The sequence below is a fragment of the Tessaracoccus yangjingae genome, from assembly GCF_055326235.1.
On the sequence record NZ_JBUZNN010000010.1, the window covers coordinates 69,272 to 92,119 of the forward strand.

A 22,848-nucleotide genomic window follows, 5' to 3' on the forward strand; every position below is an offset into this window, starting at 1 on the left:
GAGTGGGCCCCGCCCGGGACAACGGCCCACCCGGGCGTTAGGCTCCTTCAGGACTGAACCCGCCGGCGAAAGGACCCCCACGCATGAGGATCGGCATCCCCAACGAGGCCCCCGGGACGCGCGTCGCCGCGACGCCCGTGACAGTGGCCGCGCTGCTGAAGCTGGGCTACGACGTCGTGGTGGAGAAAGGGGCCGGCGTCCTTGCCGCCCTGCCCGATGCGGCGTTCGTGGAGGCCGGGGCCACCGTGGTGGACGCGGCCGAGGTGTGGGCGGCCGACATCGTCGCGATCGTCGGGGAACCGACACCCGATCAGGTGTCGCGGCTGCGCGCCGAGCAGATCCTCATCGGATTCCTGCACCCACGCACCGGCACGGACCTGGTGGAGGCGCTCGCCGCCCGGGGCGTGACGGCGCTCTCGATGGACATGGTGCCGCGGATCTCCCGGGCGCAGTCCCTGGACGCCCTCAGCTCCATGGCCAACATCTCGGGCTACCGAGCCGTGATCGAGGCAGGTCACGCGTTCGGCCGGTTCTTCGCCGGCCAGGTGACCGCTGCAGGCAAGGTCCCCCCTGCGAAGGTGTTCGTGATCGGCACCGGGGTCGCGGGGCTCGCCGCGATCGGCACCGCCGGCAGCCTCGGCGCCGAGGTGTACGCCACGGACGTGCGGCCGGAGACCGCCGAGCAGGTCGAGTCGATGGGCGCCAGGTTCCTCACCGTGGCACACGACGATCAGGGCGTGTCGTCCGACGGGTACGCCAAGGCCACCACGGCCGATTACGCCGCACGTGCCGCCGAGCTTTACGCCCAGCAGGCCCGCACGGTGGACATCATCATCACCACCGCGGCCATCCCCGGCCGCCCGTCGCCGAAGCTCATCACCGCGGAGATGGTGGCCTCGATGCGTGCCGGGAGTGTCATCGTCGACCTCGCCGCCAGCGGGGGCGGCAACTGCGAACTCACCCGCCCCGGCGAGTCCTACGTGACCGACGGCGGCGTGCACATCGTGGGGTACACCGACCTCGCCAGCCGCCTCCCTGGTCAGGCGTCCCAGCTGTACGGCACCAACGTCGTGAACCTGATGAAGCTGCTCACCCCCGGCAAGGACGGCGTCGCGCAGCTCGACTTCGACGATCAGGTGCACCGCCAGATGACCGTGGCCCGTGGCGGCGAGGTCACCTTCCCGCCACCGCCCATCGAGGTCTCGGTGGCCTCCGCCGCCCCGGTGGCGAGCCTTGCCGCCGCGCCGCCGCCCCCCGCTCCGCCGCGCTCCGAATGGTCCCGGTTCCGACTCGTTCTCATGTTGGTTGCCGCGTGGCTCCTGCTCTCGCTCGTCCTCCCGGTCAGTTTCCTGTCCAGCATTCTCGTGTTCGGTCTGGCGTGCGTGGTGGGCTACTACGTCATCTGGGGCGTCCAGCCCGCGCTGTACACGCCGCTGATGAGCGTGTCCAACGCGGTCTCCGGCATCACCATCGTCGGTGCCATCACCCAGCTGACCTCTGACCTGCTGCACGTGCAGATCCTGGCCCTCGTCGCCATCGTGCTGGCGGGGATCAACTGCGTCGGCGGGTTCGCCATCACCCATCGCATGCTCGCCATGTTCCAGAGGAGCTGACCCAAATGCTGGCCAACATCGTCTACGGCGGATACATCGTCGCGGCACTTCTGTTCATCCTCGGCATCGTGGGGCTCGGGAAGCAGGAGACGGCCCGCAGCGGCAACGCCTACGGCATCGTCGGCATGACGCTGGCCGTCGTGGCCACCGTCCTGCACACCTTCAGCCAGCGGTGGGACACCACCGGCTTCATCCTGCTTCTCGTCGGTCTCGCCGCAGCATTCGCGGTCGGCCTTCCCTACTCCGCTCGGGTGGCGATGACGGGCCTGCCCGGCCTTGTCGCGCTGTTCAACGCATTCGGCGGCCAGGCATCGGCCCTGGTGGGCATCAACTCGGCCCTCGGGACCGACGCCTACCCCGTCCTCGCGGACCAGATCGTCCACGGCGTGGAGGTGTGGTTGGCCGTCTTCGTGGGCGCGCTCACGTTCTCCGGATCGGTAGTGGCCTGGGGCAAGCTCGGCGGCAGGATCACGTCCAAGCCGGTCACGGTGCCCGCCAGGGGCGTGGTCATGACCCTGTTGGGCATCGGGCTGCTCGGCTCACTCGCCTGGCACCTGGCCACCCCGAATCTGTGGGCCCTGATCCTCACCCACCTTCTCGGCTACGTGGTGGGCATCGTCATGGTCATGGCCATCGGCGGAGCCGACATGCCGGTGGTGGTGAGCTTCCTGAACTCGTTCTCCGGCTGGGCAGGGGCGCTGTCGGGGTTCGCAATCGGCTCCGATCTCCTCGTCGTGGCGGGCACGATCGTCGGCATGTCGGGCATCATCCTCTCCGTCGTCATGGCCCGCGGCATGAACCGCTCGATCACCAACGTGCTCCTCGGAGGCTTCGGCACCGCCGACTCGACGGGCACATCGGCCCCCGTCCTCGACGCCCAGGGGAACCCGATGACCGCCGTCAGCGCCGACGCCGACGAGGTCGCCGGTTGGTTGCGGGACGCGGACTCGGTCATCATCGCACCGGGATACGGCATGGCCGTTGCCCAGGCGCAGCACCCCGTCGCAGAGCTGACACGCCGCCTCATCGCTCAGGGCAAGACCGTGCGGTTCGCCATCCACCCCGTCGCGGGCCGGCTTCCGGGACACATGAACGTGCTCCTGGCGGAGGCGAGGGTGCCCTACGACATCGTGCTCGAGATGGACGAGATCAACGACGACTTCCCACGAACCGACGTGGTGCTGGTCATCGGGGCCAACGACACCGTCAACCCCGCGGCGATGGAGCTGGGATCGCCCATCTCCGGCATGCCTGTCCTGCACGTGTGGGAGGCGCGTCAGGTCGTGGTCTTCAAGAGGTCCATGGCCGCCGGCTACTCAGGCGTGGAGAACCCGCTCTTCTTCCGTGAAAACACCGCCATGCTGTTCGGGGACGCGAGGTCCAGCGCTGACGCCCTGGTGGCGGCCATCGGTGCACCTGTCCCTGCCGTCTAGACGGTGTGGGGAAGAGCGACGTCGAGCACCCAGGTGTCCTCGGCGTCGGAGACCTCGAACCGTCCCCCGAGGAGGTCGACGCGCTCGCGGATGCCGGCCAGCCCGTAGCCCAACGACAATGCGGAGCTTCGACGGCGACTCGGGAGGGCATTGGCGATCCGGAGCGAGACCTCGTCGTCGTGCACGGTGAGCGTCAACCGGCACGTCGCGTCCCGACGGCCGTACCTGAGGATGTTGGTCACGCCCTCCTGCATCACGCGGGTGAGGGTGCGCAGAGTAGGGGCGGGAAGCGAATCGGAGAGCGGATCGACAGAGACGGCGACTCGGAAGCCGTTGTCCCGCAGCGTCTCGGCCAGAACGCCGACGACGGTCGTGGGACGCACCAGTGCCATGCCGGTCGCCTCTCCCCCGGTCTCTGCCATGATGCGGCTCAGCAGTTCCATCTCCTCCTCGGCGCCGGTCATGGACCGTTCCATCCTGGACAGCGCCGTCCGTAGCTCATCCGGACTGTCGCTCTCGCCGTACGCCATCGACTGGAGCGTGGCCACCGACAGATGGTGCGCCACGACGTCGTGCAGTTCGCGCGCCAGAAGGTTGCGCTCCTCGGTGCGGATGCCCTCCGTGGTGCGACGCAAGGCTGCCATCATGTCCAGCTGGCGGCGCCTCGTCGTCAGGAAGTGGCGGGCTGCGACGAAGACGGGAAGGGCCACCAGGACCACTGCCGCCACGATCGCCCTCTCGCGCACGGCCCCGACGTCCGCCACGGTGGCGGCGACCAGGGCGAGGAAGGAGACGACTCCCAGCACGACGGCCACCCAGCGCTGCGACAGCCGGGCCGCCTGCCAGCACGCGACCAGCAGAATGGCCGCCAGGGCCGCGTCATCGGAGTGCGGCGTGAGGAGCATTGCGACGGCCGCGACGCCGGCAGGCACGAATCCGACGATCGGCCACCACAGCAGGAGACCGGCGGCGATGAACCCCGCCACCTCCCACACCGCGTCCCACGGAATCCTGCCGTTGAGGAAGGCATCTGCGAGTCCAGCCCCCGCCGTCAGCCCGCCGATGGTCAACAGCATCGTCAGCGCACCGCGCGCGGTGCCGGCCGTGACCCAGCGCCGCCATCCGGACTGAGGTGCGTCCCTGTTCTCCCCGCGAGGTGGTTCGATGCCGGGCGGGAGTGCGAGCTGCACGCTCCTCCCGCCCGCATGGCGCTCCCACCTGAGGCTTCCACCCAGCGCCTCGGCCCTCTGCCGGAGCCTGTCCATGCGATGCTCGTGGCCGTCCGCGCTTCCCCGAAGGTCCGGATAGTGGGCGTCCATGGTGATCCAGCCACGGCGTCGGTCGATCGTGACGAGCACCTCGGCGCCGTCGGCGTCCGACGCGAGGACCGCGTCCACGACCTCCTCCATCACGCGGGTCAGGGTGGTCTGCGTGACGCTGCTCACCCGGTCGAGCTCGACGAGGACCGAGGCCCTCACCCTCACGCCGTGTTCCTCCAGGCGATCACGGAGTCGTCTCAGCGAGGTGGTGGCGGCCGGACCGGCAACCGACTCGTCCTGTCCTGCGGCCATCGGGTCTTCGCGGAGGATGCCCACCAGGGCCCGCACCTCGCCGAGGGCGCCGAGGCAGGCCTCGTTGACCCGGCTGATCGCGGCCCTCATCGCCTCTGGATCTGTGAGCCCGTGGGCCGCCTTCAGCACCGAGGTGCTGTCGGCCAGCCTCACCGAGACCAGGGAGCGCAGCTCGGCCGCGAGCAGGGCGCGCTCTTCACCGCGGATCCGGAGAGCGTCCTCCTCCATCACCTGGACGCCCCCCTGCCCGCGACGCCGCGCAACCAGCATGGCCCGCAGCAGAAGGCCGGCCGTGACGCTCAGGGTGAGCAGGATGAGGTAGGCACCCGCGACTTCCCACTGCTGCGCCTGGAGACTCCGGGCAGCGGCGTATCCCAGGAAAATGCCGACGACGCCGACCACCTCACGCGGACGCGCCACCGCCGCGAAGGTGGCGGGAACCAGGAGGTGCACAAGGAGGTCGGCCTCCATGGTGCCGAACCACAGCGTCAACGCCATGGGGACCAGTGCGGCGATGAGTCCGGCCCGCGGACGCCACAGCACCAGGACGCAGGCGACGCCCTCAGCGAACTGCGCGATCGGCGAGACGGCTGTCTGCCAGCCCACCCGCTGCCATGTCACGAGGCCGCTGAAGGACCCGTACAACACCATGGCGGCAATGACATAGCGGGCGAGGTTGAGCAGCGGGGCGTCAGATGAACGACTCACAGGACTTCCTGCTGCGTCACCGGACTCCCAGAGTGATCGTGCGCGGTCAACACTGACTGGCAGAGTCCGCGCGGTGCGAAGGCTGGGGGTCAGTGACGGCACACGGGGAAGGACGGCCAGATCTGGCAGATGAACTGCGGGCTGACCTCACCGGTCGACCCACCGATCGGCGCGGGCGCAGGATCGGTCTTGGGGGCTGCCAACGCGGTGGGAGCGATCGCCACTGCGAGGAGCAGGCCTGCCGCAAATGTACGGAGTCTCATGGGAATATCCTTTTCGCGGGAGAAAGACATGTTCCGTCATAGTCAATCGCTGTCTCGCCAATTCTGATACTGACTATTGGCCAGAGTTTACTGTCGCTGGGCCCGACAATGACGGGGACGCACCACCCCGATAGGGTAGTCACATGAACATGGCGCGGCGCATCCTCGTCGTTGATGACGACCCCGTGGTACGCGAGGCCTACCGGACCTTCTTCTCCCGACACGAGAACTTTCAGGTGGTCGGAGAGGCCCGGGACGGCAGGGAGGCAGTTGAGGCGTATCGCCGCCTCCGTCCGTCCATTGTTCTGATGGATCTGCAGATGCCCGAAAAGTCAGGGGTCGACGCCACGCGTGACATCTGCCGTGAATGGCCCAGCGCCTGCATCGTGGCCCTGACCACGTTCGGCACCCGCGAGTACATCGTCGCCGCTCTGCGCGCGGGCGCCTCCGGCTACCTGCTCAAGGATGCCGGCGGGCCTGCGCTGCTCGCCGCCATTGACCAGGCGATCGACGGTGACATGCCACTGTCGGCGGCCGTGCGCAAGGAACTCGTCTCCAACGTGGTGGACACACCAGACCCCGCGCGTTCACCGCTGCCGGACCCCGGCCTGGCTCCGCGCGAGAAGGAACTGCTCAAGTGGTTGGCCCAAGGCCTGACCAATCAGCAGATCGGCGGGCGAATGTTCGTGTCGGAGGGAACGATCAAGCAGTACCTGTCCCACATCGGGGACAAGATGGGCCTGAAGTCGAGGACACAGATACTCGTCCGGGCGATCCAGCTGGGCGTGGTCGACCTCACTGAGACAGATCCCACCAGCGGCCTCTGACGACGGCGTAAGCCGGGCGACCGGACTCAGCCCAGGCCGCCCCGGGCGAGCGTACCCACCGTCGGGACACTCATCCCCGTGACCTCCAGCAGCGTGCGCTCGGTGGCCACGTCCTCCTCCGCGAGCTCCAGCATGCCGAAGTTGACGGCCGCTTCCGCCACACCTTCCACCGTGAGGCCCCGGACGAGAAGCGCGACCCCGTCCTCGGTGATGCGCGGGGTGACCGTGGCGCCCATCCCGGCTAGGAGGTCGTAGAGCTCAGTCTGTCGCTCGGCGCGCACCCGAACAGCGCGCCTCCCGCTCCGGGCGAGGAACTCGTCGACCGTGCACTCAGCAACCAGCCTGCCGTTGCCGATGACCACCAGGTGGTCCGCGACATGCGCCATCTCAGTCAGTGAGTGCCCCGACACGAGGACCGTCTTGCCGCGGGCCGCAAGGCCCCGTAGCACCTGGCGCATCCACCGGGCGTCCTCGGCGCCGAGGCCTGCGAACGGCTCGTCGAAGATGTAGTGGTCCGGGTCGGACTGCACGGCCGTCGCGACCGCGGCCCGCCTCCGGAGCCCGGCGGGGGTCAACCATCGCCGGTGATGAGACCTGCCGATGCCGCTGAGCCAGTGACCGTCCATCATCGCGCCCACCGTGTTGGCAGGACGCTCGAGATCGGCGAACTGACGGCCGTTGATCAGCGCCCGACCGGCCGAGGGGCGCTCGAGCCCGAGGATCATCCTCAACGTGGTGGTGACGCCGGCCCCGGAGGGTCCGAGCAGTCCGGTGACGACGCCTGGCAGGACGCGGAAGTTGAGGTCGTCCACCACTGTCCGGCGGCCGAAGCTCTTCGTCAGATGGATCACCTCGATCATGATCCGATCATGGCTGCGCGCCTGTGTAGGACGCCATGCACGAACGTTAGCTGTCGGGCGTCCGGACGGCCACGGCCCTACTCCCCCAGGATGCCGTGGACGAATCCCTGGGGATCGAACGGCGCGAGATCATCGACGCCCTCGCCGAGGCCCACCAGCTTGACGGGGACCCCGAGCTCGCGCTGCACCTGGATCACGATGCCGCCCTTGGCCGAACCGTCCAGCTTGGTCAGGACGATGCCGGTGACGTCCACCACGTCCGCGAAGATCCGGGCCTGCGTCATGCCGTTCTGGCCCGTGGTGGCGTCGAGCACCAGAAGAACCTCGGTCACGCCCGCCCTCTTCTCGATCACGCGCTTCACCTTGCCGAGCTCGTCCATGAGTCCCGCCTTCGTGTGCAGCCTTCCGGCGGTGTCGACGATCACGACGTCGACGCCATTCTCCGCGCCGACCGCGACGGCGTCGAAGGCGACCGACGCCGGGTCCGCCCCCTCATCTCCACGGATCGTGTCCACGCCGACGCGCGCGCCCCAGGTCGCGAGCTGCTCGGCGGCGGCGGCCCGGAAGGTGTCGGCGGCACCCAGGATCACGCTGCGCCCCTCCGCCACGAGCACCCGGGCCAACTTACCGACCGTGGTGGTCTTGCCCGTGCCGTTGACGCCCACCACGAGGACCACGGCCGGGTCCCCCGGCTTGGCCGGGGTGAGGTTCAGCGAGCGGTCCAGCGAGGGATCCACGAGCTTGAGGAGCTCGTCGTAGAGCACCGCCCTCGCCTGCGTGGCATCGGCCACGCCGTCGACCGCGAGGCGTCTGCGCAGCGCCTCGGTCAGCTCGGTGGCGGGGCCGACTCCCAGATCCGACGTGATGAGGGTGGTCTCGAAGTCGTCCCAGGTGTCCGCGTCGATCCGGTCGACCGACAACAGGTCCGCCAAGGCCCGCGCGAGCGCGTTGTTGCTGCTGGAGAGGCGGCGGCGCAGGCGCGCCCAGCGGGACGCAGGCGCCTCAGGATGATCGATCGTGGGTGCCGGGGGCTCGACGACCACCGGGGCCTCGGGCTCGGCGACGACCGGCTCGACCGGCGCAGGCTGAGGCTCCGGTGCAGGCTCCGGGCTGACCGCAGGCTCGGCCTCGGGCGGAACCACCACATCCGGGCGGCGCTCGGGCTCTGCGAGCTCCGGCTTCTCGCGGTGTTCGAGTTGTCGGCGCCGGTCCAGCGCGACGACCAGACCGCCGATGAGGATCGCCAGACCGACGATCGCGATGATGACCCAGAAGAACCAATCCACGCGGTCATCCTAGTGGTTGGCTCAGCCGGCCCGATTGTCCAGTCTCTCGAGGAACTTCGGCACCTCGCCGACGCCGTTGAGGTGTCGGTTGGCCTCGTCGATGGCTCGCCCCCATTTGGCGTCCTTGACGTCGAGACGTCCGGCGGAGACGGCCACCACGACGAGCAGGGCGACGGCGAGGAGGAGGACGAGGACGAGAAAGACCGCGATGACGGCGACGCTCATGGGCAAGACTCCTTTCGGAGGGCTGGGGAAGCTGCTCCATACTGCCGAACGCCCGGCGCTGCGCGTGAATCCTCGGCGTGTCCCCCGGGCGGGCGACACCCCATTGTGCGTCTCAGCGTTCGTGCAGGCGCTGCGACACGACGGTGGATATCCCGTCTCCGCGCATGGTCACGCCGTACAGCGAGTCCGCGATCTCCATCGTCCGTTTCTGGTGGGTGATGATCAGCAGCTGGGAGGACGCGCGCAGCTCCTCGTAGATGGACAGCAGCCTGCCCAGGTTGGCATCGTCGAGGGCGGCCTCCACCTCGTCGAGGATGTAGAAGGGGCTGGGGCGCGCCATGAAGAGCGCCACGAGGAATGCCACGGCCACGAGCGACCGCTCGCCTCCGGAGAGGAGCGACAGCCGCTTGACGTGTTTGCCCGCCGGTCTGGCCTCGACGTCCACGCCTGTGGTAAGCCAGTCCCCCGGATCGGTGAGGATCAGCCTGCCTTCGCCGCCCGGGAACAACCGGCCGAAGACGTCGGTAAAGCTGGCCTCGACATCGCGATAGGCCGCCTCGAAAACCTCCTGGACCCGACGGTCCACCTCGCCGACGATCTCGAGGAGGTCCACCCGGGTCTGTTTGAGGTCGTCCAACTGCTCAGCCAGGAACTGGTGCCTGGCGGTCATGGCGTCGAACTCCTCCAGCGCGAGCGGGTTGACGCGCCCCAGCACGGCAAGGTTCCGCTCCGCGGAGCGCAGCCGCGCGGTCTGCTGGTCGCGCGAGTAGGGCACGGGGTCCGGCTGCTCGTCCTCGTCGGACAGCGCGGAGCCGTCCGGGCGGGTCAGGACCGGAACCGGCTGGTCCGGGCCGTACTGGGCCACCAGATCGTCGGCCTCGAGCCCCAACTCGCTCAGCGCCTTGTCGACCAGCTGCTCCACACGCATCCGGTGCTCGATCCGGACCATCTCGTCGCGGTGCGCCCCTCGGACGATCTCGTCCAGGCGGGCGGAAGCCGCTTTGGCGGCGTGCCTGGCCTGCGTGGTCGCGGATTCCGCCGCACGCCGCGCCTCGTCAGCCGCGTCGCGGCTCGCGGCCGCCCGCCCGCGCGCACCCTCCACCAGCTCGGCGAGCCGCAGCGCCGCCTCGTGCACGGCGGCAGCGACGGCGGCCTCGCGCCTCAACTGCTCGGCGCGGGCCTTGGCCTTGGCGCGGGACTGACGCTCGTTCTGGGCGGCCCGGGCCAGCGATTCAGCCCGTCCGGAGATGGCCTTCACCTGTTCCTCCGCGGTGCGCAGGGCCAGCCGGGCCTCCATCTCGGCCTGCCTGGCGCGGCGCGCCTCCGCGGCCTTCTCGTCCCGATCGGCGGGCTCGGGTTCGACGTCGTCGCCCTCAGATGACGCAGCCGCCAGGCGATCAGCGAGCTCGGCCAGCTGCTCCTCGTCCCTGGCGCGTGCCGCGAGGGCGGCGTCGATCGCCTCGCCGAGCTTCTCTGCCTCGCGCAGGGCTGCGGCCTGGCCCTGCCGATGAGCGTTGAGCTCCTCGGCGACGGCGGCAAGCCTCGCATCGGATGCGTGCAGTTCCGCCAGAGCATCCGCGGCCTCGCGGGTGGAGGTCGCGAGCCGTTCGCCCACCTGCCCGGCCTGGAAGCGTGCGCGGTCGGCGTCGTGACCGCAGGCCTCGAGTTGGGCCTCGGCTTCGGCGAGCTGTGCCTGGACCTCGATGAGCGACGGGGCGGCCGTGGATCCCCCTTCGACGAGCCACGACGAGTAGAGGTCCCCGGAGCGGGTCACCGCGACGACATCGGCGTGCGCCGCCACCACGTCCGCCGCCTCATCCGCGGTCTCGACGGCCACGGCCGCCCCGAGGAGACGCGCGAGCGCCCCGGACAGCGCCTCTGGGGCCCGGACGAGCCCTTGGAGCGGGCGCCCGGTCCCTACCCGCACATCGTGCGGCGGCGCGCCCGCCACGACGAGCGGCGCGCGCCCGAGGCCCCCGTCGGCCAGGTAGCGCGACGCGGCAAGGGCCCCGTCCATGCTCCGCACGACGACCGACTCCGCCATCCCGCGCAGTGCGGCCGCCACCGCCGCCTCCCATCCCGGCTCGACGGTGACCAGATCGCTCAGCCGTCCGAGGACGTCGTCGTGACCCGAGTCGATGAGGTCCGCCGACCCGTCACGGCGCTGTGCCATGAGGCGCAGCGCATCAACCCTGGCCCCGAGCGCGGCCCTGCGGCGCTCGATCTCCGCAATCCGCTCACGCAGATCGGCCGCCTCGGCCTCGGTCCTCTCCACGACCCCGGCCGCCCGCTCGTAGACGTCGTCGAGGTCCGACTCGGACGCGCCGAGCCCCGCGAGAGACGACTCGGTGATATGGAACCTCCGTTGCGCCTCCTCGGCCCGGGCCAGCGCCTCGGCGCGCCGCGCCGACAGGCGTTGGACCTCTTCGTTGGAGGCCTCGAGCCTGGACTTCATGGCGTTGACCCGTCCGGTCAGCCGGGCCAACCCCTCGCGTCGATCCGCGATGGCCCGCAGCGCCGAGCTGTAGGCCTGCTCCGCGGCGGCATGCCTCTGCTCCGCTGCCGAGCGCCTGAGCGAGGCGTCCGCCAGGTCCGACTGGGCCTGCTCCACGCGGGCCCTGAGCGCCAGCTCTCTGCCCCGGACCTCGGCCGCCTCGGCCTCCATCGCCTCGGGATCGCGTCCGCCGACATCGAGGGTGGGCTGGTTCGCGCCCGCGCGCATGCGCTCGGCGGCGATGGAGACGGTGGTGGTCACCCGCTCCCGGAGCCCGGCCAGCGCGTACCAGCGCTCCTGGGCCGCATCGAACTCCGCGGCGGCCTCCCTGAGCCGCCGTCCGGCCTCCTCCTCGGCCTCCAACGTCCGCCTCACGGCCTCTTCGGCCCGCTGCTTCGCCTCAGCCGCGGCGGCCTCGTCGGCCAGCTCCGCCGACAACTGCGCCTGGGCCGCGGCGAGATCGTCGGCGAGCAGCCGGGCCTTCGCGTCGCGTAGCTCTGCCTGGATGACAGCGGCACGACGGGCGGCCTGAGCCTGCCGCCCCAGTGGCTTGAGCTGGCGCTGCAGTTCGGAGACCAGGTCGCCGAGGCGCTCCAGGTTCGCCTTGGTCGCCTCCAGCTTGCGCAGCGCCTTCTCCTTGCGCTTGCGGTGCTTCAGCACCCCCGCGGCCTCCTCGATGAAGCCGCGGCGGGACTCCGGTGTGGCCTGGAGGATCGCGTCCAGCTGACCCTGGCCGACGATCACGTGCATCTCGCGGCCGATCCCTGAGTCGCTCAGCAGCTCCTGCACGTCGAGGAGCCGGGCGGGAGCTCCGTTGATGGCGTACTCGGAGCCACCGCTGCGGAACATGGTGCGGGTGATCGTCACCTCGGCGTACTCGATGGGCAGTGCGCCGTCGGAGTTGTCGATCGTGAGCTCCACCTCGGCGCGGCCGAGGGGAGCACGCTTCGCGGTGCCCGCGAAGATGACGTCCTCCATCCTCCCGCCGCGCAGGGTCTTGGCGCCCTGCTCCCCCATCACCCAGCTGAGGGCATCGACGACGTTGGACTTGCCCGAGCCGTTCGGGCCCACGACGCACGTGATACCGGGTTCGAAGACCAGCGTGGTGGCCGACGCGAAGGACTTGAACCCTCGGAGGGTGAGCTGCTTGAGGTACATGGCGCGCTCTAGGCTGCCTCGACCGGCCTGGGGGTGCGGATCGACCGGAAGGTCCAGAACTTGTTGAGCAGGAAGCTCACGGGGATGGTGAACATGATCATGATCAGCTGCGCCCAGTAGAACTTGGTGCGCAGTCCGCTGCTGTTGTCGAACACGTCGCTCGGCAGGGCGATGGGCGACTGCTCCCACATCAGCAGCGTCAGCAGCGCCATGCCGATCAGCTGCGCGATGAGGCCGACGGTCAGGAACGGCCAGTACTCCCGCCACCAGCCTGAGTGCCGGTGGGAACCGAAGGTCCACCACCTGTTGAGCTGGAAGTTGAACAGGTTGGCCACCACGAAGGCGACCATGCTCATCACGTGGTACCACCGGACGTTGAACTCGGTCCCGGGGATGGCCCACCAGGCCCCACCGCCGAACGCGGCGCCGGGCCAGAAGATCGGCAGGGTGTGGCGCTGCACCCAGATGACCGCCATGTTGACCACCACGCCGAGACCGCCGACGAGCCCGAAGCGGAGGAACTGACCGATCGAGTGCCGGTAGCGGTGCACCACGTCCCTGATCACGATCGTTCCTTCCGTGGCCTCTGACACCTCGGACAAAAATAGCTGCTGCGGTTCATGAAGGCCCGCCTGACGATGGGCGTGGCGCACCGCGGGCAGGGCGCGCCCTCACGCCCGTAGGCCGCCAGCGCGCGTGAGAAGTAACCGGACTGGCCGTTGACGTTGACGTAGAGGGAGTCGAACGACGTGCCACCCTGGGCCAGCGCCTCCTCCATCACCTCGCGCGCGGCTTGGAGCACGCCCCGGGCCTTGGCGGGGGTCAGCGTGTCAGTCGGCGTCTCGAAGTGGAGCCGTGCGCGCCACAGCGCCTCGTCTGCGTAGATGTTGCCCACCCCGGAGACCAGTCGCTGATCGAGCAGCGCGCGCTTGACGCCCGTGCGCCTGGCCAGGAGCCGGGTGCTCACCGCCCGTTCGTCGTAGGCGGCGTCGAAGGGGTCGAGGGCCACGTGGGGCACGGGACACTCGGAGGCTCCCGGGCGCCAGTCCAGGCCGCCGAACATGCGCTGGTCGACGAATCTCAGCTCGTGACCGTCGTCGAGCGCGAACACCAACCGGGTGTGGCGGACGTGCTCGTCTCCGGGCTGGTTGATCCGGAACTGCCCACTCATGCCGAGGTGCACCACCAGCGCATCCTCACCGAGGACCCACCACAGGTACTTGCCCCGGCGGCGGATGCCGTCGACGGGTCGTCCGGTCACTGAGGCGACGAAACCGTCCGGGCCTGAGGGATGCGTGCGCACCGGGCGGGGGTGCAGGACGGTGACGCCCTCGATGCGCCGGCCGCCCAGGTGGGTGGCCAGGCCGCGCCTCACCACCTCCACCTCCGGCAGCTCAGGCACCGGCTAGCGCCTCGCACGCCACTCTGGCAGCGATCTGCTCGGCATGCTTCTTGCTGGGGGCCGTGCCATGGCCGCGCGGTTGGTCCTCGACGACCACGACGGCGGTGAAGACCCGCTGATGGTCAGGGCCCTCACCACTGACGTCGTAGCGGGGCAGCGCCCAGCCCTGCTGGGCGCAGAGTTCCTGCAGGGCGGTCTTGTAGTCGGCGTAATCGCGGCTGCGCTCGGCCTCGAGGATGAGGTGATCGAGATTGCGGTGGATGAATCGACCCGCGGCCTCAGCGCCGGCCGAGATGTAGACGGCGCCGATGACCGCCTCCATGGTGTCGGCGAGGATCGACGTCTTGTCGCGGCCACGGGTGGCGATCTCGCCCTTGCCGAGCAGGAGGTGGTCGCCGAGTTCCAGCGTGCGGGCCACGTCCGCGAGCGCGACGGAACTGACCACACGAGCCCTGAGCTTCGCCAGATGCCCCTCCGGCAGCTCCGGATAGCTCCGGAAGATGTGCTCAGTCACCACGATCTGGAGGACCGCGTCGCCGAGGAACTCGAGCCTCTCGTTGGACTCGATCCCACCGTTCTCGTAGGCGTAGCTGCGGTGGGTGAACGACAACTCAAAGAGCTGGGCGTCAACCTCGACGCCCAGCTCCTCCAGCTGTGTGTGCAGTCTGCTCATCCCCGCCGAGACCTCGCGGGAACCAGTTCCGCTCAGGCCTCGAGGACCTGGCGACGCTGACCACGCGGGCCGTACTGGCCGCAGCTGGTGCAGGCGGTGTGCTGCAGGTGGGGCTCGCGGCAGGCCGGGTTGGCGCACACGACGGTGGGAACGACGGTAGTCTTCCACTGCGCACGGCGCGAACGGGTGTTGCTGCGCGACATCTTCCGCTTCGGAACGGCCACGATCTTCTCCTTCGTCAGGAACTACAAAAGTCTGCTCATTGGGGATTGTCCCCGCTCAGCCCGGTCAGCTTCTCCCACCTGGGATCGATGCGCTGATCGTGCGTGTGCTCGGGATCGTCATTGAGGTCTGCTCCGCATTCGGGGCAGAGACCCAGGCAATCATCCTCGCACAGGGGCGTGAACGGCAACTCGAGCACCACGGCGTCACGCAGGGCCTCTTCGAGGTCGATCAGCTCATCAACGATGAGGCTCTCGTCCTCCTCCATCTCCTTACCGGGATAGAAGTAGAGCTCCTGCACATCGAAGGAGGCCTGCTCCTCGATGCTGTCCAGGCAGCGGGCGCACTGGCCGTGGAGTTCCACGGTCGCCGTGCCCGTCACCAGGACGCCTTCGGTCACCGCCTCGAGCCGGAGATCCAGCTCGATGCCGGTGCCCTGTGGCACCCCGATCACCACGGTGCCAAGGTCGGCCGGCGCGGGCACCGTCGCGGACACCTGTTTCATCGTCCCAGCCCTGCGCGCCAGCTCGTGGACCTCGAACACGAGGGGCGAGCGGCGATCCGGGTGGGGATGCACGGGTGACACGTCGGAAAATCCCTTCGTAGACCGTCCATGACCTCGTCATGACCGACCGCCAACTCTACCGACGGCGGGGCCGATTCCCAAAATGGCGAAGGGGTGGGCCTAGGCGCGGTTCGCGCGCCGCAGTTCGTCGATGGCCGCGGCGACGTTGGCCGGGACGTACGCGGTGACGTCGCCTCCCAGCCGCACCACCTGCCGGATGATGGTCGACGACAGGGTGACGTGCTCCTTCGCCGCCGGGAGGAGCACCGTCTCCACCGGCCCCATGGCGTGGTTCATGTGTGCCATCTGGAGCTCGAAATCGAAGTCCGAGCCGAACCGCAGGCCCTTGACCACGGCGGTGATCTGCCGTTGGCGACAGAAGTCCACCAGGAGGCCGTCCATGGGCTCGACCGTGATGTGGTCCAGGTCTGTCGTGGCCTCCTGGACGAGACGGACCCTCTCGTCGAAGCTGAAGAGGTAGTTCTTCGTCGAGTTGTTGCCGATCGCCACGACGACGGCGCCGAACAGCGCGTGCGCGCGGCGGATGACGTCGAGATGACCCACCGTGATCGGGTCGAACGACCCGGGGCACAAGACCGGCATGCGTTGCTCCTAGTCCACAGCTCCGAAGAAGAGCGTCGTCTCACCGTAGCCGCGATGCCAGGTGTCTGTGAACCGGTCCGGCCACGCGGGGGCGCGGTCCCGGGCTGAGCGTTCGACCACCACCAGGCCGCGCTCCGCGACGGCACCATCGGCGAGCACGCCGAGGAGAGCCTCCACGTTCTCGGTGGGCAGGTCGTAGGGAGGGTCGAGGAAGACCAGGTCGAACCGTCCCCCCGGGGCCTGGGCCGCCGCCTCGGCCTTGACCGCGCGGACCTCCACCGCGAGGCCGGTGGCCCTGGCGTTGTCCTGGATCAGCCGCGCGGTGGGCCTGTCGTGTTCGACCAGCACGACGGGGCCCGCCCCCCGGCTGGCCGCCTCGAGGCCGACCGCGCCCGATCCCGCGAAGAGGTCCAGCACGGACACCCCGGCGAGGTGCTCGGACGCGTCCGCGTCGGCCGTGCCGAACCAGCTCGCGAGCGCCGAGAAGAGGGCCTCCCTCGTGCGGTCGGTGGTGGGCCGGGTGCGGGCACCCTTCGGGACGGCGAGGCGGTGACCCTTCGCCCGTCCGGCGATGATCCTGCTCATGTCTTGTCCATCCACTCTCCGGCCGCGACCGCCTCCGCCTTGGTCATCAGGTCCGCCAGGAGCGGGTCTGCGGCGGCCCGCTCGTCGGCCAGGACACGTTCCGCGAGGACCTTGGCCGCCTTGATCACCTCCGCGTCGTCGAGGGCGCGCAGCAGCTTGAGGGTGCCCCCGCCCGACTGCGCCGCGCCCAGGACGTCGCCCTCTCGCCGGAGCCGCAGGTCCAGCTCGGCCAGCTCGAAGCCGTCCGTGGTGGAGACCATGGCCTGCAGGCGCGTCTCCGCGTCGAGGTTCTCCCCCACCGCGGCCAGCAGCAGGCAGAGCCCTGCGTGCCCACCGCGGCCGATCCGCCCGCGGAGCTGGTGGAGCTGGCTCAACCCGAATCTGTCGGCATCCAGCACCACCATCACCGAGGCGTTCGGCACGTCCACGCCCACCTCGATGACTGTGGTGGCCACGATGACGTCGAGGCGCCCCTCGGCGAACGCCGCCATGGCCTCGTCGCGCTCCGCCGCCGGCTGCTTTCCGTGGACGGCCCCCACCCGGAGTCCCGCGAGCGGGCCTTCCGCCAGCTCCGGCGCCAACACCTCGACGGCGGCCACCGGCCCCGCACCCGCGCTCTCTGCCTCCTTCGCGCTGATCGCCGGACACACCACGAACGCCTGGCGGCCCTGCGCAACCTCTTCCCTGATCCGCTGCCACGCCCTGGCGACCCAGTGCGCGTTCCTGGCGGTGTCCACGAACACGGTCTGCACCGGCGCGCGCCCCGCGGGGAGCTCACGCAGCTCGCTGACCTCGAGATCCCCGAACACGGTCATCGCGATCGAGCGCGGGATGGGGGTGGCGGTCATGACCAGCGTGTGCGGCTTCCGCTCCGCCTTGGCCGACAGCGCCGCCCGCTGCTCGACGCCGAACCGGTGCTGCTCGTCGACCACGACCAGGCCGAGGTCGAAAAAGGCGACCGGATCGCTGAGCAGCGCGTGCGTGCCGATGACGATGCCCGCCTCACCGGTCACGATGTCGTTGAGGACGCCCCGCTTGGCCGCGGCGGAACGGCTGCCGGTGAGCAGGACCACGCCCGTCGCGTCCGGGTGCGCACCGAGCTGGCGCCCCTGGCCGAGATCCCCCAGCAGCCTCGTGATGGTCTGGTGATGCTGCTTGGCAAGCACCTCGGTGGGAGCCAGGAGGACCGCCTGACCCCCCGCGTCGACGACGGCGAGCATGGCCCTCAGCGCCACCAGCGTCTTGCCCGAGCCCACCTCGCCCTGCAGCAGCCGGTTCATCGGGGCGCCCTTCGCCAGCTCGTCGAAGACGGTCTCTCCGATCTCCCGCTGTCCGGCGGTGAGGGTGAACGGCAGCCTCCGGTCGAACTCCTCCAGCAGCCCGCCGCGCCGCCGTGGCCGGGGCGTCGCCAGCTCACCCGCCGCGTCCCGCCGCCGCGCGGCCATGGCGAGTTGGATGCCGAAGGCCTCGTCGAAGCGCAGCCTGGCCTGACCGAACTCCGCCTGGCGGAGCTCGACCGGCTCGTGGACCGCGCTGAGGGCCTCCGGGAAGGGCAGGACGCCGGCCTCCTCGACCACCCAGCCGGGCAGCGTGTCTCCGGTGAGCGACGGCAGCACCAGCTGAACCGACTCGGCGATCACCCAGGTGGGCAGCTTCGAGGAGGCCGGGTACAGGCCGATCATGGTGGCGCGCTGGACGCTGCGCGCCATCGCCGCCTGCTTCGTCGAGGACTTGCGCCCCGAGACTCGCGTGCCGTCGAGCATCACGAAATCGGGGTGGGCGAGCTGCAGCTCCCCGTTGAAGCTCCCCACCCGGCCGATGAAGATGCCCCTGGACCCTGGCTGCAGCAGGCTCACCCACCACTTCAGGTGACGCTCATACCGCGCGAACAGGGTGACGGACAACCTGCCGTGCCCGTCGCTCAGCACCGCCTGGACCCGGGCGCTCGGGATGGTGCCGAAGGTCTTCGCCCCCAGGACCTCGGCGACGACCGCGACCTCCTCGCCCACGCGCAGCGTCGCGAAGTCCGACATCCCGGTGCCGGAGATGTAGCGGCGAGGCACGTGGCGCACCAGGTCGTCGACGGTGACGAGGCCCAGCTTCTCGAACCCGTCGGCCGTCTTCGAGCCGAGCACATCGACGAGGCGGCGGCCCAGCTCGCGGTAGATGGGGGTGCGCCAGGAGGACATGACCCGACCCTACCGGGCGCCCCCGACGCTCCGGTGGGCCGACCGCAGGGGACACGGGAACCGGCGGCCCGCCGAAGCGGACCGCCGGTTACTGCGTTCAGGGATGCGGACTAGCGCGAGACCTTGCCGGCCTTGAGGCAGGAGGTGCACACGTTCACGCGCTTCGGCGTGCCGTTGACGGTGGCACGCACGCGCTGGATGTTCGGGTTCCAGCGGCGGTTGGTCTTCTTCTTCGACCAAGGAACGTTGTGACCGAAGCCGGGTCCCTTGGCGCAAACATCACACGTGGCGGCCACTGGAATCTCCTTGTTGTCTGTGCCCAGGATTGAAGCCTGGATTGCTCTTGAGGTGTAGCCCACGCGAGCAGGCAACCGCACAATGTTAACCCGCCCGCGTGGAAATGGCCAAATGAGGCCCTACTTGCGGCCCCGTCGACGGGGCGACCGGCGCTCGCCGCCGTCCGAGGGCGCCTGCGAGTCCACGGGCTCCTCGAAGCGCACGTAGCCGGCGCCCTGACAGTGCTCACACGGCTCGGTGAAGGCCTCCTGGAGGCCAGTGCCGATGCGCTTGCGCGTCAGCTGCACCAGGCCGAGGCTGGTCACCTCCGCCACCTGGTGGCGCGTGCGGTCCCGGCCGAGGCACTCGACGAGCCGGCGCAGCAGCAGTTCGCGGTTGCTGGGCAGGACCATGTCGATGAAGTCGATCACGATGATGCCGCCCAGGTCCCGCAGGCGCAGCTGCCGGACGATCTCCTCCGCCGCCTCCAGGTTGTTGCTGGTGACGGTGGCCTCGAGGTTGCCCCCGGCGCCGGTGAAGCGGCCGGTGTTGACGTCGATGACCGTCATGGCCTCGGTGCGGTCGATGACGAGCGAGCCCCCGGAGGGGAGGAACACCTTGCGGTCGAGCGCCTTGGCGATCTGGTCGTCGATCTTGAACTGCGCGAAGGCGTCGCGTCCGTCCTCGGCCGCCTCGAAGCGGACGAGGCGCTCGGCCAGGTGCGGCGCGACGTGGCTGACGTAGGCCGAGATGGCGTCGTAGGCGTCGTCGGGGCCACCGTCGCCCTGGACGATGAGCTGGCCGAAGTCCTCGGTGAACAGGTCGCGGACGATCCTGAGGGTGAGGTCGGGCTCCGAGTAGAGCGCCTGAGGCGCGCTGCCCTGCTTGGCCTTCTTCTCGATGACCTCCCACTGCGCCTTCAGCCGGTTGACGTCGCGGATCAGCTCCTCCTCGCTGGCCCCCTCGGCGGCGGTCCGCACGATGACGGACTCGTCGTCGGAGATGAGCGAGCCGAGGACGGTGCGCAGCCTGCTGCGCTCCTGGTCCGGCAGCTTGCGGGAGATGCCGGACAGGTGGCCGCCGGGCGAGTAGACGATGTAGCGGCCGGGCAAGGAGATGTGGCTGGTCAGCCGCGACCCCTTCGCGCCCACCGGGTCCTTGGTGACCTGGACGAGGACGCTCTGGCCGGACTTCAGGACGTTCTCGACCTTGCGGTTCTCGCCGGTCACGCCGAAGGCGGCCCAGTCCACCTCGCCGGCGTAGAGCACGGCGTTGCGTCCCCGGCCGATGTCGATGAACGCTGCCTCCATGCTCGGGAGCACGTTCTGGACGCGCCCGAGATAGATGTTGCCGATCAGCGAGGTGGCAGAGGCCTTGTCGACGTAGTGCTCGACGAGGATGTTGTCCTCGACGACGGCCAGCTGCGTGTAGTCCTCGGACTGGCGGATGACGAGCTTGCGGTCCACCGACTCGCGGCGCGCGAGGAACTCGGCCTCGCTGAGGATCGGCGCACGCCGGCGGCCCGCCGCGCGCGACTCCTTGCGGCGCTGGCGCTTGGCCTCCATCCGCGTGGACCCCTCGATGCCGGTCACCTCGTCGGAGGACGTGGACTCGGCGTCCGCGCCCTCGCCGCGACGGCGACGACGGCGGCGACGGCGGGTGGTGCCGGAGTCGTCGGCTTCGGTATCGGACTCGCCCTCGGCTTCACCCTCGGGCTCCGCCTCCGCCGACTCGTCGTCGCGGGGGGTCCCGGAGGCGTCGGCCTCGGATTCGTCGGCCTCGTCGGCCTCATCCTCGTCGGCGTCGTCGCGGGCGCTGCCACGGCGGCGACGACGGCCTCCGCGCCGACGGCGGCGGCGGGACGGGCGGTCACCGTCGGCCTCGTCCTCGACGACGTCCTCGTCCTCGGGCTCCCCCTCCAGGTCCGGCTCCTCGGCGCCGGGCTCGAGCGAGGCGTCCTGAAGGTCCTCGTCGGCCTCCGGCTCGTCCTCCTCGGCGGCTCCCGCGATGGCGCCCGCCAGGGCCGCCAACTGCTGCTCGCGCGCGGCGGCGGTCAGGAACGGATCCGTCAGCAGAGCCCTGCGGGCCTCGGCCAGCTCCTCCGCGGCACGGAGCGCGTCGCCGATCACATCCTCACCGTCGCCCTCGACGGGCGCTGCGGGCGCGGCGGCGGCGCGGGTGGCGCGACGACGACGCCCACGACCCTGCTCGGCGGCGGGCTGCGTGGGCGCAGCCTGCTCCTCAGGTCCCGCCTCGGGCTCAGGCTCCGGGGAGGTGGCCACCTGTACCTCGGAAGCGCTCGGGGCGGCCACCGGCTTGGAGGCAGCCACCGGCTCGGGGGCAGCCACGGGCTCCGGGGCGGCGGCGGGACGCGACGCCCGCCGGCGGCGCGCCGGGGGCGGCGACTGCGGGGCCTCCGCTATCACGGCCTCGGCGGCCGGCTGCTCGGCTTCGGGCTGCTCCGCCGGGGCGGGAGCCTCGTCCGGTGCGACGGCCACGGCCTGCTCCGGCTGAGCGGCGGGCTCGGGCGGAGCCGTTCGGCGCGTGGCCCTGCGGCGCACCGGCTTGACCGGGGCCTCCTCGGCAACCTGCGCCTCCTGGGCAACCGGCGCCTCGTCGGCAACCGTCGGCTGCACGGGCTCCGCGACCGGCTCGACCACGGGGGTGTCCTCCGCGGACCCGGCGGGCTCCACGGCCTTGACGCGACGGCGGCGCGCGGGGGCCGCTTCGCCGTCGGGCTTCGACGCCACCCGTCGGCGCTTCGGGGTCAACGTGGGCGAGTCCGCTTCGGCCGGGGCGGCCGAGGTGTCCGCCGGGGTGGCCGAGGTGTCGGCCGGGGCGGCCGACGCAGCGGCTGCGCCCTCCTGGGGCGGACCGGCCGGACGGCCCGCCGCGCGGCGGCGCCTGACCGGGGTGGCGGGGATGGTGGTGTCTTCGGCGGTCGTGCCGTCGTTTTCAGTGTCGAGCATGGGGCTCCTTACACGCGGATGCGCGGACAGGCACAGACGCGCTGTGCGCTAAGACTGAGGCCATCCGGGGCAGTGCGAGCAGTCGCGGCAGACATGCCGCGGTGCAGCCTCGCTGCTCCAGGGTGACACCGGGCGGTGCCGTGACCTGTTCGTTATTCTCGCACACCGACCAACCCCATCGCGTATCGCGACACGATCAACGCAGCGGATCCCCGATGCCGTCCTCCCCCAGCGGCCCCTGGCCCAGACGGGTCAGCAGTGCCTGCGACGGCACCCGCGGGTCCAGCGCGCGGAGGGCGGTCACGACGTCGTCGGGGCGCACCAGCGGAGTCTGGTGGATCGAGCGAAGGTGGAGCGTCTCGTCGTCGGCGACCTCGAGCGAGACGATGGCGTCGCGGACGTCGAACAAGCGGATGCCGTTCTTGGTCATGCGCTCAACGACGTGGGCCTCCTGGGCCAGCAGCGCGGTCACGGCCTGGGCGAGCACGCCCGCTTGGGCCCCGGCCAACGAGACCACCCAGTCGGACGCCTGCAGCAGGTCGCCCAGCGGCGCCTTGAGGGCCTCGGCGACATCGAGGACGACGAAGCCGTGCGGCAGGACCTCGTTCAGCGCCTCCATCACCCTGACCGGGTTGCACACCTCACTCAGGCCGAGTTCCACGTACTCGGCCTCGGAGGCCGCCGATGTGGGGGCGGCGTTGGCATAGGAGATGCGCGGGTGGGGCGAGAAGCCCGAGGAGTAGGCCATGGGGATCTCCGCACGTCTCAGCGCGCGCTCCAGGGCGCGCCCGAAGTCGCGGTGCGAGGTGAAGCGCCCCGGCCCGCGCTTGGCGTAGCGCAGCCTCAACTTCTGCGCCGGAGGTGCCTGCTGGACCGGCGGCTGTCGATTTCCCACGCGGCGCAGTCTAGTGGGCGTGCATGGGGAC

20 protein-coding genes are annotated in these 22,848 nt (G+C 70.3%); 3 read left to right on the forward strand and 17 right to left on the reverse strand.

Going from position 1 to position 22,848, the window contains the following annotated elements:
- Positions 1-83: 83 nt before the first annotated feature.
- Both ACZK5D_RS13540 and ACZK5D_RS13545 read left to right on the forward strand, forming a co-directional pair.
- Positions 84-1,613: a Re/Si-specific NAD(P)(+) transhydrogenase subunit alpha gene (locus ACZK5D_RS13540; protein WP_463665644.1), complete on the forward strand. Its 1,530-nt coding sequence runs from the start codon at positions 84-86 to the stop codon at positions 1,611-1,613.
- A gap of 5 nt (positions 1,614-1,618) precedes the next feature.
- Positions 1,619-3,046 carry an NAD(P)(+) transhydrogenase (Re/Si-specific) subunit beta gene (locus tag ACZK5D_RS13545; RefSeq protein ID WP_463665645.1) on the forward strand — a complete coding sequence of 476 codons (1,428 nt, stop codon included), beginning with the start codon at positions 1,619-1,621 and terminating at the stop codon, positions 3,044-3,046.
- Here ACZK5D_RS13545 and ACZK5D_RS13550 read toward each other — a convergent pair.
- Together ACZK5D_RS13550 and ACZK5D_RS13555 are read right to left on the reverse strand one after the other, a co-directional pair.
- Complete coding sequence (locus ACZK5D_RS13550) at positions 3,043-5,325, reverse strand: sensor histidine kinase (RefSeq protein ID WP_463665646.1); 2,283 nt, start codon at positions 5,323-5,325, stop codon at positions 3,043-3,045. The two genes, ACZK5D_RS13545 and ACZK5D_RS13550, sit on opposite strands and share 4 nt — an antisense overlap.
- An 89-nt stretch (positions 5,326-5,414) precedes the next feature.
- On the reverse strand, positions 5,415-5,588 hold the full coding sequence (locus ACZK5D_RS13555; protein WP_463665647.1) for a hypothetical protein: 174 nt from the start codon (positions 5,586-5,588) through the stop codon (positions 5,415-5,417).
- Between the two features lie 143 nt (positions 5,589-5,731).
- On the opposite strand from ACZK5D_RS13555, the gene ACZK5D_RS13560 reads away from it, so the two are divergent.
- Positions 5,732-6,415, forward strand: a complete 684-nt coding sequence (locus ACZK5D_RS13560; RefSeq protein ID WP_463665648.1) for a response regulator — start codon at positions 5,732-5,734, stop codon at positions 6,413-6,415.
- Positions 6,416-6,441: 26 nt separating this feature from the next.
- Here ACZK5D_RS13560 and ACZK5D_RS13565 read toward each other — a convergent pair whose 3' ends face one another.
- The 15 genes from ACZK5D_RS13565 to ACZK5D_RS13635 form a co-directional block, all read right to left on the reverse strand.
- Entirely contained in the window at positions 6,442-7,275 is an 834-nt protein-coding gene (locus ACZK5D_RS13565; protein ID WP_463665649.1) for an ATP-binding cassette domain-containing protein, read from the reverse strand.
- Positions 7,276-7,352: 77 nt separating this feature from the next.
- Positions 7,353-8,561: a signal recognition particle-docking protein FtsY gene (gene ftsY, locus ACZK5D_RS13570; RefSeq protein WP_463665650.1), complete on the reverse strand. Its 1,209-nt coding sequence runs from the start codon at positions 8,559-8,561 to the stop codon at positions 7,353-7,355.
- Between the two features lie 21 nt (positions 8,562-8,582).
- Positions 8,583-8,786, reverse strand: coding sequence for a hypothetical protein (locus ACZK5D_RS13575; RefSeq protein ID WP_463665651.1), 204 nt, complete (start codon positions 8,784-8,786; stop codon positions 8,583-8,585).
- 112 nt (positions 8,787-8,898) lie between these two features.
- Complete coding sequence (smc, locus tag ACZK5D_RS13580; RefSeq protein ID WP_463665652.1) at positions 8,899-12,438, reverse strand: chromosome segregation protein SMC; 3,540 nt, start codon at positions 12,436-12,438, stop codon at positions 8,899-8,901.
- An 8-nt stretch (positions 12,439-12,446) separates the two neighbouring features.
- Positions 12,447-13,004 (reverse strand): GtrA family protein, encoded by a 558-nt coding sequence (locus tag ACZK5D_RS13585; protein ID WP_463665653.1) that lies wholly within the window; start codon positions 13,002-13,004, stop codon positions 12,447-12,449.
- A complete protein-coding gene (gene mutM / locus ACZK5D_RS13590) occupies positions 13,001-13,840 on the reverse strand; it encodes a bifunctional DNA-formamidopyrimidine glycosylase/DNA-(apurinic or apyrimidinic site) lyase (protein WP_463665654.1) in 840 nt (279 codons plus the stop codon). Before mutM ends, ACZK5D_RS13585 begins: the two co-directional genes overlap by 4 nt.
- Positions 13,833-14,513: a ribonuclease III gene (gene rnc / locus ACZK5D_RS13595; protein ID WP_463665655.1), complete on the reverse strand. Its 681-nt coding sequence runs from the start codon at positions 14,511-14,513 to the stop codon at positions 13,833-13,835. The genes mutM and rnc overlap by 8 nt, the downstream gene beginning before the upstream one ends.
- Before the next feature lie 32 nt (positions 14,514-14,545).
- On the reverse strand, positions 14,546-14,737 hold the full coding sequence (gene rpmF, locus ACZK5D_RS13600; protein ID WP_458993534.1) for a 50S ribosomal protein L32: 192 nt from the start codon (positions 14,735-14,737) through the stop codon (positions 14,546-14,548).
- Positions 14,738-14,772: 35 nt separating this feature from the next.
- Positions 14,773-15,321: a YceD family protein gene (locus tag ACZK5D_RS13605; RefSeq protein ID WP_463665656.1), complete on the reverse strand. Its 549-nt coding sequence runs from the start codon at positions 15,319-15,321 to the stop codon at positions 14,773-14,775.
- Positions 15,322-15,420: 99 nt separating this feature from the next.
- Complete coding sequence (coaD, locus tag ACZK5D_RS13610) at positions 15,421-15,903, reverse strand: pantetheine-phosphate adenylyltransferase (protein ID WP_463665657.1); 483 nt, start codon at positions 15,901-15,903, stop codon at positions 15,421-15,423.
- 9 nt (positions 15,904-15,912) lie between these two features.
- Positions 15,913-16,488 carry an RsmD family RNA methyltransferase gene (locus ACZK5D_RS13615; RefSeq protein ID WP_463665658.1) on the reverse strand — a complete coding sequence of 192 codons (576 nt, stop codon included), beginning with the start codon at positions 16,486-16,488 and terminating at the stop codon, positions 15,913-15,915.
- Complete coding sequence (locus tag ACZK5D_RS13620) at positions 16,485-18,677, reverse strand: ATP-dependent DNA helicase RecG (protein ID WP_463665659.1); 2,193 nt, start codon at positions 18,675-18,677, stop codon at positions 16,485-16,487. Before ACZK5D_RS13620 ends, ACZK5D_RS13615 begins: the two co-directional genes overlap by 4 nt.
- A 110-nt stretch (positions 18,678-18,787) precedes the next feature.
- A complete protein-coding gene (gene rpmB, locus ACZK5D_RS13625; protein WP_458996510.1) occupies positions 18,788-18,973 on the reverse strand; it encodes a 50S ribosomal protein L28 in 186 nt (61 codons plus the stop codon).
- A gap of 120 nt (positions 18,974-19,093) precedes the next feature.
- Positions 19,094-21,922: an Rne/Rng family ribonuclease gene (locus ACZK5D_RS13630; protein ID WP_463665660.1), complete on the reverse strand. Its 2,829-nt coding sequence runs from the start codon at positions 21,920-21,922 to the stop codon at positions 19,094-19,096.
- Positions 21,923-22,118: 196 nt separating this feature from the next.
- A complete protein-coding gene (locus tag ACZK5D_RS13635; RefSeq protein ID WP_463665661.1) occupies positions 22,119-22,817 on the reverse strand; it encodes a TIGR03936 family radical SAM-associated protein in 699 nt (232 codons plus the stop codon).
- Positions 22,818-22,848: the final 31 nt, after the last annotated feature.

Excerpts from the sequence above, each read along its gene's own strand:
- ACZK5D_RS13540 (WP_463665644.1), top strand. The coding sequence starts at position 84 with ATGAGGATCGGCATCCCCAACGAGGCCCCCGGGACGCGCGTCGCCGCG.
- ACZK5D_RS13545 (WP_463665645.1), top strand. The coding sequence starts at position 1,619 with ATGCTGGCCAACATCGTCTACGGCGGATACATCGTCGCGGCACTTCTG.
- ACZK5D_RS13555 (WP_463665647.1), bottom strand. The coding sequence starts at position 5,588 with ATGAGACTCCGTACATTTGCGGCAGGCCTGCTCCTCGCAGTGGCGATC.
- ACZK5D_RS13560 (WP_463665648.1), top strand. The coding sequence starts at position 5,732 with ATGAACATGGCGCGGCGCATCCTCGTCGTTGATGACGACCCCGTGGTA.
- ACZK5D_RS13565 (WP_463665649.1), bottom strand. The coding sequence starts at position 7,275 with ATGATCGAGGTGATCCATCTGACGAAGAGCTTCGGCCGCCGGACAGTG.
- ACZK5D_RS13575 (WP_463665651.1), bottom strand. The coding sequence starts at position 8,786 with ATGAGCGTCGCCGTCATCGCGGTCTTTCTCGTCCTCGTCCTCCTCCTC.
- smc (WP_463665652.1), bottom strand. The coding sequence starts at position 12,438 with ATGTACCTCAAGCAGCTCACCCTCCGAGGGTTCAAGTCCTTCGCGTCG.
- rnc (WP_463665655.1), bottom strand. The coding sequence starts at position 14,513 with ATGAGCAGACTGCACACACAGCTGGAGGAGCTGGGCGTCGAGGTTGAC.
- coaD (WP_463665657.1), bottom strand. The coding sequence starts at position 15,903 with ATGCCGGTCTTGTGCCCCGGGTCGTTCGACCCGATCACGGTGGGTCAT.
- ACZK5D_RS13615 (WP_463665658.1), bottom strand. The coding sequence starts at position 16,488 with ATGAGCAGGATCATCGCCGGACGGGCGAAGGGTCACCGCCTCGCCGTC.
- ACZK5D_RS13620 (WP_463665659.1), bottom strand. The coding sequence starts at position 18,677 with ATGTCCTCCTGGCGCACCCCCATCTACCGCGAGCTGGGCCGCCGCCTC.
- ACZK5D_RS13630 (WP_463665660.1), bottom strand. The coding sequence starts at position 21,922 with ATGCTCGACACTGAAAACGACGGCACGACCGCCGAAGACACCACCATC.